At 63.4% G+C, this 10,814-nt stretch carries 9 protein-coding genes and 1 rRNA gene; 5 read left to right on the top strand and 5 right to left on the bottom strand.

Features of this window, described 5'->3' with window-relative positions:
• Nucleotides 1-69: 69 nt before the first annotated feature.
• Nucleotides 70-798 (bottom strand): SDR family oxidoreductase, encoded by a 729-nt coding sequence (locus ACO6VM_RS22165; RefSeq protein WP_125462924.1) that lies wholly within the window; start codon nt 796-798, stop codon nt 70-72.
• 101 nt (nt 799-899) lie between these two features.
• Between ACO6VM_RS22165 and ACO6VM_RS22160 the strand changes: the two genes are divergently transcribed.
• Nucleotides 900-1,679: a LysR family transcriptional regulator gene (locus ACO6VM_RS22160; protein WP_422403832.1), complete on the top strand. Its 780-nt coding sequence runs from the start codon at nt 900-902 to the stop codon at nt 1,677-1,679.
• On the opposite strand, the gene ACO6VM_RS22155 is transcribed toward ACO6VM_RS22160, so the two are convergent.
• Nucleotides 1,676-2,434, bottom strand: a complete 759-nt coding sequence (locus ACO6VM_RS22155) for an SDR family NAD(P)-dependent oxidoreductase (protein ID WP_153786213.1) — start codon at nt 2,432-2,434, stop codon at nt 1,676-1,678. The two genes, ACO6VM_RS22160 and ACO6VM_RS22155, sit on opposite strands and share 4 nt — an antisense overlap.
• A 115-nt stretch (nt 2,435-2,549) precedes the next feature.
• Between ACO6VM_RS22155 and ACO6VM_RS22150 the strand changes: the two genes are divergently transcribed.
• Nucleotides 2,550-3,461, top strand: a complete 912-nt coding sequence (locus ACO6VM_RS22150; RefSeq protein WP_422403831.1) for a LysR family transcriptional regulator — start codon at nt 2,550-2,552, stop codon at nt 3,459-3,461.
• 104 nt (nt 3,462-3,565) lie between these two features.
• A complete protein-coding gene (locus ACO6VM_RS22145; RefSeq protein WP_125857685.1) occupies nt 3,566-3,886 on the top strand; it encodes a DUF2025 family protein in 321 nt (106 codons plus the stop codon).
• A 7-nt stretch (nt 3,887-3,893) separates the two neighbouring features.
• On the opposite strand, the gene ACO6VM_RS22140 is transcribed toward ACO6VM_RS22145, so the two are convergent.
• Both ACO6VM_RS22140 and ACO6VM_RS22135 read right to left on the bottom strand, forming a co-directional pair.
• Nucleotides 3,894-6,476 carry a bifunctional diguanylate cyclase/phosphodiesterase gene (locus ACO6VM_RS22140; RefSeq protein ID WP_422403830.1) on the bottom strand — a complete coding sequence of 861 codons (2,583 nt, stop codon included), beginning with the start codon at nt 6,474-6,476 and terminating at the stop codon, nt 3,894-3,896.
• 51 nt (nt 6,477-6,527) lie between these two features.
• Nucleotides 6,528-7,604: a diguanylate cyclase gene (locus ACO6VM_RS22135; RefSeq protein ID WP_390969348.1), complete on the bottom strand. Its 1,077-nt coding sequence runs from the start codon at nt 7,602-7,604 to the stop codon at nt 6,528-6,530.
• Between the two features lie 126 nt (nt 7,605-7,730).
• Between ACO6VM_RS22135 and ACO6VM_RS22130 the strand changes: the two genes are divergently transcribed.
• The gene (locus ACO6VM_RS22130; protein WP_422403829.1) at nt 7,731-8,825 is read left to right on the top strand and encodes an MBL fold metallo-hydrolase; all 1,095 of its coding nucleotides are present in this window, start codon (nt 7,731-7,733) and stop codon (nt 8,823-8,825) included.
• Here the strand turns inward: ACO6VM_RS22130 and ACO6VM_RS22125 are convergent, their stop codons facing one another.
• A complete protein-coding gene (locus ACO6VM_RS22125) occupies nt 8,826-9,707 on the bottom strand; it encodes a formate/nitrite transporter family protein (RefSeq protein WP_401058694.1) in 882 nt (293 codons plus the stop codon).
• A 559-nt stretch (nt 9,708-10,266) separates the two neighbouring features.
• Between ACO6VM_RS22125 and ACO6VM_RS22120 the strand changes: the two genes are divergently transcribed.
• A 16S ribosomal RNA gene (locus ACO6VM_RS22120) occupies nt 10,267-10,814 on the top strand; the annotation flags it as partial.

Here is a 10,814-nt window from a genome sequence, read left to right as displayed (position 1 = left end):
CCCTCGCCCCCTCCCCGCCGGGGTGGTGGGTGGGGGGTGGTTCCCCCCCCCCCGCGATGGACCACTGCGTCAAGGCTGCTGCGCGGTCGCTGCCAGCACGATCTCGCGAATGCACACCTGCTGCGGCTGCTGGTACGCCCAGAGGATCGCGCCCGCCACATCCTCCGCTGCCAGCACCACGCCGCCCATGTCGTTGGCTTTCCATGCCTGATAATCGCGCTTGATGCCCTCGTCGGTGGTATGCCCGAGCAGCTCGGTTTCCACCGCGCCCGGTGCGATGGTCACTACCCGCACGTTGTGCGGCGCCAGTTCTTCGCGCAGGTTCTCCGACAGGCCGTGCACGGCAAACTTGCTGCCGACATAGGCCACATGGTTGGGGAAGGTCTTGCGTCCGGCCACGGAGCTGACGTTGATCAAGGTGCCGTGCCGACGCTCACGCATGCCGCCGACCAGCGCGTGCACGCCGTTGAGCAGGCCTTTGACGTTGATGTCGAACATGCGCTCCCACTGCTCCGGGTCCTGATCGTGCATTTGCCCCAGCAGCATCACCCCGGCATTGTTCACCAGCGCATCGGCCGGGCCATGCAAGGCCTCGGCCTCGTGTACGGCGGCCACCAGCGCCGCGCGGTCGCGGATATCCACGGCGCGGCACAGGCAGTTGGGCAGCGCCAGCGCCTGCAAGCGCTCCAGGCGCCGGGCGATCAGCAGCAGCGGGTGGCCGGCGGCAGCGAACAGGCGGGCAGTGGCGGCGCCGATGCCGGAACTGGCGCCGGTGATGATGATGAGGGGCTTGTGCATGATGGCCTCCGAGGCATAATCGTTTTCGATGGTCGAAATTCTAGGTAGTGCTGCAAACCTTGAAAAACGGCTTTTTTCTTTGGCTGGCATCGGTTTCAACTATGGATATCCGTCATCTCAAAGCGTTCATCGCGGTGTTCGAGGAGCGCAACATCACCATGGCCGCCCAGCGCCTGTGCGTGGCCCAGCCAACGCTGTCGGTGACCATTCGCCAATTGGAGGATGACCTGGGGGCCGAGCTGTTCGTACGCCAGGCCCGTGGCGTCGAGGTCACCGAGCAGGCCCGCGCACTGTATGCCCAGGCCTGTCGCATGGTGGCCGAGGCCGAGGCCCTGCGCCTGCGTTTTCGCCAGGGGCGCGAACAGGTGCCGCTGACGCTGGGGATCGAGGCGGATATCGCGCCAGCCCAGGTCGAGGCTTGTGTGCGCCTGGCCAACCAGGCGGTGGAGCGGCTGCAACTGACCTTGCTCGAAGGTTGCGCCGGCGATGCGCGGCTGGCCGACGAGGAGCAGCGCTGCGAGGACGAGTTGTTCCTGCCGTTATGGGAGGAGGCTTTCGTGCTGGTGTCGGCCACCGGTAGCCAGCCGGATGGACGTTGGATCAGTTGCCCACAGCACCCTTCTCACCAACGCCTGATGGCCGCTTATGGCGAAGGTGAGCAGGTGGGGCAGGCCGCTTCGCTGCAACAGGCACTGGCCATGGTGGCTGCCGGCCTGGGTACGGCGTGGCTGCCGCAGTCGTTGGCCGAACGCCACCCTGGGGTGTATTGGCAGCCAGGCCCCGGGCTGGCGCTGCGCCGCCGGATCGGCCTGTGCCTGACCCGCGAGGCCCTGGCGCTGCCGGCACTGGCCAGCCTGCACCAGGCACTGGGTGGCGATTAAAGGAACATACCGCCGGAAACTTCCAGGCGTTGCCCGGTGATCCAGCCGTTACCGTCTTCGAGTAGCAAAGCCACGGCCGCGCCGATGTCGTCGGGCACTCCGACCCGCCCCAAGGCGGTGTTGCCGGCGATGAAGTCGTTGACCTGCGGGTTGTCACGCACCACGCCACCGCCGAAATCGGTCTCGATGGCGCCCGGGGCAAGAATGTTGACACGAATGCCACGGGCACCCAGTTCCTTGGCCTGGTAGCGGGTCAGCACTTCCATCGCGCCTTTCATCGCCGCATAGGCGGCATAGCCGGGGAGGGCGAAGCGGGTCAGGCCGGTGGAGATGTTGACGATGCGCCCGCCATCGGCGAGCAACGGCAGCAAGCGTTGGGTCAGGAAGAACGGGCCCTTGAGCTGGATATTCAGCAACTGGTCGAACTGTGCTTCGCTGGTGTCGCTGAACGGTACGTTCAAGCCGATCCCGGCGTTGTTCACCAGGAAGTCCAGTTGCTGGCTGCCAAACTGCTGCTGCAGGGTGTCGCCCAGGCGCTCGACGAAGGCGGCGAAGCTCGAACTGTCACTGACATCCAGTTGCAGCATGGCGGCGCGTACACCGGCCGCTTGCAGAGTGGCGGCCACCGCCTGGGCCTCGTCGGCCTTGCTGTGGTAAGTGCCGATGATGTCGATGCCGCGGGCGGCCAGGTGTTGGGCGGTGTTGCGGCCCAGGCCGCGGCTGGCGCCAGTGATCAGGGCAATCTTGCGGGTCATGTCGGTTACCTCATGGGCGATGGCTGTTACGGACAGGTTATTGATCGGTCGATGGCTGTTAAATCCAGCGAAACCGGAAATACTGTTCGTCTTTTCAGGACAAATGAGGTGGCGGATGAACAAGCTGGAGCTCTTGCGCACATTCGTCCGGGTCAGCGAGCTGAGCAGCTTCACCCTGGCCGGCGACAGCCTGGGGCTGCCGCGTTCGACCGTCTCCGAGCAGGTGCGGGCGCTGGAGCAACTGCTCGGCACGCGCTTGTTCAACCGCACCACGCGCCGGGTGCAGGCCACCCAGGATGGGGTGCTGCTATACGAGCGCAGCAAGGACCTGTTGTCGGGGATGGACGAGATCGAAAGCCTGTTCCGCGCCGACGACGCCGAGCTTGCCGGCTGCCTGCGCATCGACTTGCCGACCATGATGGCGCGGCGGGTCATCGTGCCGGCTTTGCCACAGTTCCTTGAGCGCTATCCACGGCTTGAAGTGGAGATCAGTTGTACCGACCGCCAGGTGGATCTGCTGCGCGAGGGCTTTGATTGCGTGATGCGCATCGGTGCCTTGAGCGACCTGGACGTGGTCGCCCGGCCGGTGGGGCAGTTGAGCATGCGCAATTGCGCCAGCCCCGCCTACCTTGAGCGCCACGGCGTGCCGCGCAGGCTCGAAGACCTGGCGGGGCATCGGCTGGTCCACTACGTGCGCAGCCTTGGGGCGCGCAGCCAGGGCTTCGAGTACCTGCACGGCGGCGAACTGCGCTTCCAGGCCATGGCCGGGGTGGTGACGGTCAACAACGCCGAGGCCTATTCCGCCGCCTGCCTGGCGGGCCTCGGGCTGATCCAGGTGCCGGCGGTGGGCGTTGCCGAGCACTTGCAACGTGGCGAGCTGGTCGCGCTGCTCGAGCAGTGGCAGGCACCGGCCATGCCGGTGTCGCTGCTGTATGCGCGGCAGCGCCATGTGCCGCGGCGGGTCCAGGCGTTCATGAATTGGCTGGCGGCGTTGCTGGCGTCACAGGTCGACCCGCCGCCGGGCTGAAAATCCCTGGCAATTGCGGTAGGCTGGCATCCGCGCGTTGCCCGCCAGAGGCAACCGTTCCCGCCCGGCGTGCGTCACTTCCGAATTTTTTGTGAGGTTACGTCATGGCCATCAGTTCGCAGGACATCTGCAACGCCGCCGATCAGCTCAAGGGCTTCGTCGGTTTCCACGGTAAGCGCGGCACCCATATCGTGCGTTTCTCTGAAGACGCCTTCGGCATGGACGTGGCCGACGCCAGCATCACCCCTTGCAGCGAATTCGTCTGGCGGCCCGAAGCCGAGCAGCGCATGGCCTTGTGCCGCGAGCGCCTGGCGTTGCTGCTCGACCAGCATGTGGATGACCGGCTGAATATCGGCGAGCCACTGCGCCTGTACCTGCGGCGCACCGACCTGCCGGAAATCGTCGCCGATCGGCGCCTGCGCTGAGCCCGCCTCAGCCGGCATCGTGGCGCTGCTCATGCCCTGCCAGCAGCGCCTCGAAGCCTTCACGGTCCACCGGGCGGCTCAGGTAGTAGCCCTGCACCTCATGGCAACGGTCCTTGCCCAGCGCCTTGAGCTGCTGCTCGGTTTCCACGCCTTCGGCGGTGACGGTCAGGCCCATGGCCTTGCCCAGGTTGATGATCGCCTGGACCACGGCCCGGTCATTGCCGTTCTGGTTGTTCAGGCCGGCGATGAAGCGTTTGTCGATCTTGATGCTGTCGAAGGGGTAGGTGCGCAGGTAGCCCAGCGATGAGTAGCCGGTGCCGAAGTCGTCCATGTTCAGGCGTACGCCCAGCTCCTTGAGGGCGAGCATGGTGCCCAGGGCGCCTTCGATGTCGTTGAGCATGACGTTCTCGGTGATCTCCAGCTCCAGGCGCTGGGCCGGGAAACCGGTTTGCAGCAAGGCTTCGCGCACATCGGCCACCACGTCACTGCGGGAGAACTGTGCCGGGGACAGGTTGACCGAGACCAGCAGTTCGTCGGGCCAATCGCGGGCGGCCCGGCAGGCTTCGCCAAGCACCCAGCGGCCAAGCGGGACGATCAGGTCGCTCTGTTCGGCCAAGGGGATGAAGGTGTCGGGGCCGAGCAGGCCTTCCTGGGGATGCTGCCAGCGCAGCAGCGCCTCGACCGAGACGATGCGCAGGTCGTCCAGGCGATAGCGTGGCTGGTAGTGCAACACGAATTCGTGCTGTTTGATGGCGCGTCGCAGGTCGTTCTCCAGTTGGCGACGGTACTGGATCTGCTGGTTCATTTCTGGCGAGAAGTAGCGCCAGGTGTTCTTGCCGTCGGCCTTGGCCTGGTACAGGGCGATGTCGGCGCAACGGATCAGCTCGCCGGCATCGAAGCCCTGGGCGCGCGTCTGGGCGATGCCCAGGCTGGCGCCGATGTGCAAGGGCTGGTCGTCGAACAGGATCGGTTGCTGCAGGCGCTCGATCAGGCGTGCGCAGAAGCGGTCGATTTCATTGCGGTTGTCCAGGCCATGCAGCACCAGGACGAACTCGTCACCGCCCAGGCGGGCCACCAGGTCGTCGTCGCGAGTGGCATCGCGCAAGCGCGCGGCGACCTCCTGCAGTACCGCATCACCGGCGGTATGGCCGAGGGAGTCGTTGATCAGCTTGAAACTGTCCAGGTCGAGCAGCAGCAGGGTCAGGGGAGGGCTGTCATTGCCACGCAACAGGGCTTGCTCCAGGTGGCGCGAGAGCTTGTTGCGGTTGGCCAGGCCGGTGAGGGCGTCATGCATCGACAGGTGCTGGATGCGTGCATGGGCGGCGACTTCGTCGGTGATGTCGCTGGCGGTGCCGCGAAAGCCGGCGAGGCGGCCGTCGAACAGGATCGAGCGCGCCGAGATCCGGCAATAGCGGCTTTGCCCGTTGGGGTCGTAGTAGGTGCAGCGCAGGTTGGCCATTTGCTGCGGGTCGCTGTCGGTCTGGGTGTCGAGCCAGGGCAACAGGGGTGTGGTGTCGCAGGACAGCAGTTGGTTGAGGGGCTGGCCGAGCCAGTCTTCGATGCGGTAGCCGGTGACATTGACGAAGCGTTGTGACAGATAAGTCAGGCGGTGATGCCGGTCGGTTTCCCAGATCCAGTCGGATGCTGCTTCGGCGACGGCGCGAAAACGCTGTTCGCTGGCTTCCAGTGCCTGGTTGCTCTGTTGCAGGCGCAACAGGCTCTGGTCGATGGCACGGGAGCTGTGCAAGGCGTGGCGGAACAGGTACAGCAGCACCAGGCCCATCACCAGCAGCACGCCAAGCAGCGGTGGCAGGAAGGCCCAGAGCAATTGGCGACCGGGTTGTGGGCTGTTCCAGGCCAGGTGATAGCCGGTGTCGCCCAGGTCGATGTGCGGCTTTTGACGGGCGCCTGCGACATTTTTCTCCAGGCGCATGCCGGCCAGGCCGGCGCCCTCGCCAAGCTGGGTGAGCTTGGCCTCGGTCAGCTGGTCGATGAACAGCATCACCGGTGCCTGGCGGACGTCGCCTTCGAGCACGTCCTTGTCTGGGCGTACTGCGGCGGCGCTGAGCACCGCCGGCCAGCCGTTGAAGCGCACGAACCGGGTGATCTGCTCACGGGCCGGCGCTGCGTGGCGCGCTTGGGCGAGGATCGGCGCAAGCGGCGCGTCCAGATAGGCGGTGGCGGGTGAGTCGGTGGGTTTGCCCTTGAACAGGGCGTAGGTGGTGCCGCCATCCTCGACCACGAACACGCCTTCGTAGCCGCTGGCGCTGTACAGCGATTCGCCGACGTTCTTCTCTTCATAGGCCCATTGCCAGTCGACTTTGCCGGCCAGGTGCTCGTAGGCGGCATCCCATACCGCGTAACTGGAGAGGAACTGGCGTGAGGCCAGCAGCCTTTGCTCCAGTGCCTGGGTGGCGTGGAAGCTGCTGCGTTCCTGCTCCTGGCGGTCCAGGGTGGCGGCAATGTTGAACAGGGCGCCAAGGGCTATCAGGCAGGCGAGGCCGAACAGGGCGCAGAAACCGCCGACCAGGCGGCGTACCTGCAGATGAGAGGTGAGGCGGGTGGCAGAGCGGTCGACATTCCTGTCCATGCGCGTTCGGCTCCTTGAACTGCAGCCTTCGCCCAGGGGCTGGAGGAAGGTTCAGTCAGGATAGGCCAGCCTGAGCGGCGTGACTTCGCCGCGGGCGAAATTGACCTGGTCGCGGCCCTGATGCTTGGCGGCGTAAAGCGCCTGGTCGGCTTCCTGCAGCCAGTGCTCGGGTGTGTGCAGGCCAGGGTGGCAGGCCGACAGGCCGATGCTCAGGCTGATGCGCAGGTCCGGAAGCTGCGGGTTGCGGTAGGCCGCGACCTGTTCGCGCAGGCGTTCCATGGCCTGGCAGGCCTGGGCCTGCTGAGCACCGGGGAGGATCACGCAGAACTCGTCGCCACCATAGCGCCCGGCCTGGTCGTCGTCGCGCAGGTTGCGCGTGAGCGCCTCGCTGAGCTGGCGCAGCACGCAGTCGCCGACCACGTGGCCATAGGTGTCGTTGATGGCCTTGAAGTGGTCGATGTCGATCAGGGCAATCACGGCAGGCAACTGTTGCTGCTGGCAGGCCTGGAACCTGAGCAGCAGCAGGTCCTTCCATGAGCCGTGGTTGAGCAGGCCGGTGAGGCTGTCGGTGCGGCTCAGGGCGCTGAGCCGGCGCTTGTGCTCGGCCAGCTTGATCGCCAGTTGGTAGCAGACCCAGCCCAATGCCAGCGGATAGAGGGTGAGCATCGGCAGGCAGGCCAGGACCTGCAAGGGGGTGGCCTGCGTCTGCAGGCCGGTGCCGAGCAGGGCGCTGGCCAGCACCATGCCGCCGGCCTGGGCCAGCAGACCGCGCAGCAGCATGCGCTTGCCCCCGGCGGCGACGTTGTTCATGGTCATCATCGACAGGATGGTGACGCTGGGCAGGGGGTTGAACTGCATGGCTGCGGTCCAGAAGCCACCCATCATCGAGTCGAGCACAAGGTTGCGTTGTTCGGCCTGGTAGGGGGTGGCCGAGCGACGTGCCCACTGGTACGCCAGGTGCGGCCAGGCGATGCCGTTGAACAGCAGCAAAGCCCAGGCCCAATGCGGTAACTGCAACGGCGCGACGGCGGCCATGACACTGAACAGGCCGATACCCAGACCGATGATGCGCGGCAGGTAGATACGCCTGACGAAAGAAAGTCCCTTACCGCTGCGGTTGTCGATCATGGTTGTGGTTCTTCTGATGAGCGCCGTTTATCGCATAAGTTGTATGAATATTGTTGAACAATCATTCATGGGCTAAGAATGGCCTTGCAAGCCAATTCACGGTTGATGCGACCCCCGTGGAGTAACATGAAGGCTTTCTTGCTGCTTGGAGTGTTCCTGCTCATGGCACCCATGGCTTCATCGGCTGGCGAGCCAGCACCGCACCTGGACGGGCGCTTTTATAACCAGGCCGAACTGCCCCGGGACGGTGTGTGGAAGAAGCTGCGTATCGGCTTCAAGTACCTGTTGCTGCGCAAGCCGCCCGAGACTCGCCCGGCCACTGCGCCAGGCCTGCAGCCCATGACCCGCCAGCAGGTGCTCGATGCACCGGACCACAGCCTGTGGCGGCTGGGCCACTCCACGGTGTTGCTTAAGCTGCGCGGGCGCTTCTTCATTACCGACCCGGTGTTTGCCGAGCGCGCCTCGCCGGTGCAGTGGGCCGGGCCCTTGCGCTTTCACGCGCCACCGCTGGCGCTTGATGACTTGCCAGCGCTGACGGCGGTGATCCTTTCCCACGATCATTTCGATCATCTTGATGAAGACGCGATTCGCCGCCTGGCGCCACGCGCCGAGCATTTCCTCGCACCGCTGGGCGTTGGCGACCTGCTGATCGAATGGGGCGTGCCGGCGGCCAAGGTGCGGCAGCTGGACTGGTGGCAGCAGGCCGAAATCGAAGGGGTACGTTTTGTCGCTACGCCCGCGCAGCACTTTTCCGGGCGCGGCCTGTTCGACAGCAACCGTCGGTTGTGGGCGTCCTGGGTGATGATCGATGAGGGGCTGCGATTGTTCTTCAGCGGTGACACCGGGTATTTCGACGGTTTTCGTGAAATCGGTGAGCGTTATGGGCCGTTTGATCTGACGTTGATGGAAACGGGTGCCTACAACCTGGCCTGGCCCAACGTACACATGCAGCCCGAGCAGAGCCTGCAGGCGCACCTGGACCTACGAGGGCGCTGGTTGCTGCCGATTCACAATGGCACTTTCGATCTTTCCATCCATGCCTGGGAAGAGCCCTTCGAGCGCATCCTGGCGTTGGCCAATGCCGCGCAGGTGCAATTGAGCACCCCGCAGATGGGCGAGCGGGTCAGCCTCGACTCGCCGCACGCCGGGCAGAACTGGTGGCGACCGCAGCCGTTGCGGCGGCAGGGCAAGTCTGCCCAGCGGGCGGTAGCTGCGCGCTAGCTAGTTTTCGTTTGCCGGCGGTTTCTCTTTCTTTAATAGCTGCGAGGGTGGCTTGCCGCTGTCGCTGCGAACCTGGGCATGGCTGATCAAGGCGAAGATGAAGCTGCCGCCGATAATGTTGCCGGCCAGGGTGGGCAGGGCGAAGTCGAGCCAGAAGGTGCGCCAGGTTTCTTCGCCGGCCCAGACCAGGTAGGACACCTCGACCGAGCCCACGACTATATGGGTGAAGTCGCCCAGCGCCATCAGGTAGGTGATCATCAGGATGATCCAGATCTTGGCGTGCTCCATGGACGGGATCATCCATACCATGGTGGCGATCATCCAGCCCGAGACGATGCCCTTGGCGAACATCTGGCTGAGGTCGTTTTCCATGACCTTGCGGCCAACGTCGAGGAAGGCGATATCGGTCTTGCTGTCGAAGATCGGCAGTTCGAGCATCACCCAGGCTACCAGCAGGGTACCGGTCAGGTTGCCGAGCAGGACGATGGTCCATAGCCGCAACAGGCGGCCGAGGTTGGCCAGGGTAGGGGTGGTCATCACCGGTAGCACGGCAGTCAGGGTGTTTTCGGTAAACAGTTGCTGGCGGGCGAGGATTACTGCCAGGAAGCCTGCGCTGTAACCGAGGCTGGCGATCACTTGGGCGCTGTCGCCCTCGGGCAGTCGGGCGTAGAACAAGCCCATCGCCATCAATGACAGGCCCATGGTCAAGCCGGCTGCCAATGCTGACCACCACAGTGCGGCGAGTGTGCGCTCGAGCTCCTGATCACCCTGCGAGCGGATGATCTCGTGCAGCACTGCCGCGCGGGGTGGCTGGTTGTGGCTTGCTTCCTGCTCTTCGTCCGCCGACAGGCCAGGGGTCTTGTCGCTTTGTGCATCGCTCATGATTGCCAGGCTCCGCAGGGGGTTTATCTACAGAGCGGAAGGGGCGGGCAATAGTTGCCAGGCGCGGTCAGAAAGTTTTTCAAGATCAAGGTGTTGACTCTGAGTTCAAAGCGCGTATTATTCGCCTCCTCGCAGCGTTGAACGCAGCGAAGGAAGCAGTAAGTTGTTGAAGTTGAAGGTGTTTTGAAAGAAGCAGCTTCGAAAAATAACTTCAACAAGGCGGTTGACAGCAGGTTGTAACGCTGTATGATTCGCCTCCCGCTACGAGAGATCGCAGCGAGTTAAGCGGTTGAAGCTAAACGAGTTTCTCGGAAAGAACTTCAAAATAAACGCTTGACAGCAAATGAGGAAAGCGTAGAATGCGCGCCTCGGTTGAGACGAAAAGCTCTTAACCAAACGCTCTTTAACAAATTGAATCAAGCAATTCGTGTGGGTGCTTGTGAGTACGGACTGATAGTCAAAAAGATTATCAGCATCACAAGTGGCCATGCGAGAAATCACATAGTCATTTGAGATTGCTGAGCCAAGTTTAGGGTTTCTTAAAAACCCAAGCAGTATTGAACTGAAGAGTTTGATCATGGCTCAGATTGAACGCTGGCGGCAGGCCTAACACATGCAAGTCGAGCGGATGAGAAGAGCTTGCTCTTCGATTCAGCGGCGGACGGGTGAGTAATGCCTAGGAATCTGCCTGGTAGTGGGGGACAACGTTTCGAAAGGAACGCTAATACCGCATACGTCCTACGGGAGAAAGCAGGGGACCTTCGGGCCTTGCGCTATCAGATGAGCCTAGGTCGGATTAGCTAGTTGGTGAGGTAATGGCTCACCAAGGCGACGATCCGTAACTGGTCTGAGAGGATGATCAGTCACACTGGAACTGAGACACGGTCCAGACTCCTACGGGAGGCAGCAGTGGGGAATATTGGACAATGGGCGAAAGCCTGATCCAGCCATGCCGCGTGTGTGAAGAAGGTCTTCGGATTGTAAAGCACTTTAAGTTGGGAGGAAGGGCAGTAAGTTAATACCTTGCTGTTTTGACGTTACCGACAGAATAAGCACCGGCTAACTCTGTGCCAGCAGCCGCGGTAATACAGAGGGTGCAAGCGTTAA

It is taken from the genome of Pseudomonas sp. GZD-209, assembly GCF_049310485.1.
In the GTDB taxonomy this organism is placed as follows: domain Bacteria; phylum Pseudomonadota; class Gammaproteobacteria; order Pseudomonadales; family Pseudomonadaceae; genus Aquipseudomonas; species Aquipseudomonas sichuanensis.
Note: the sequence above shows the minus strand (reverse complement) of the source record. Positions and strands in the feature narration are given on the sequence as shown.

Coding starts and splice junctions, on each gene's coding strand:
- ACO6VM_RS22165 (WP_125462924.1), bottom strand. CDS start 798: ATGCACAAGCCCCTCATCATCATCACCGGCGCCAGTTCCGGCATCGGC.
- ACO6VM_RS22160 (WP_422403832.1), top strand. CDS start 900: ATGGATATCCGTCATCTCAAAGCGTTCATCGCGGTGTTCGAGGAGCGC.
- ACO6VM_RS22155 (WP_153786213.1), bottom strand. CDS start 2,434: ATGACCCGCAAGATTGCCCTGATCACTGGCGCCAGCCGCGGCCTGGGC.
- ACO6VM_RS22150 (WP_422403831.1), top strand. CDS start 2,550: ATGAACAAGCTGGAGCTCTTGCGCACATTCGTCCGGGTCAGCGAGCTG.
- ACO6VM_RS22145 (WP_125857685.1), top strand. CDS start 3,566: ATGGCCATCAGTTCGCAGGACATCTGCAACGCCGCCGATCAGCTCAAG.
- ACO6VM_RS22140 (WP_422403830.1), bottom strand. CDS start 6,476: ATGGACAGGAATGTCGACCGCTCTGCCACCCGCCTCACCTCTCATCTG.
- ACO6VM_RS22135 (WP_390969348.1), bottom strand. CDS start 7,604: ATGATCGACAACCGCAGCGGTAAGGGACTTTCTTTCGTCAGGCGTATC.
- ACO6VM_RS22130 (WP_422403829.1), top strand. CDS start 7,731: ATGAAGGCTTTCTTGCTGCTTGGAGTGTTCCTGCTCATGGCACCCATG.
- ACO6VM_RS22125 (WP_401058694.1), bottom strand. CDS start 9,707: ATGAGCGATGCACAAAGCGACAAGACCCCTGGCCTGTCGGCGGACGAA.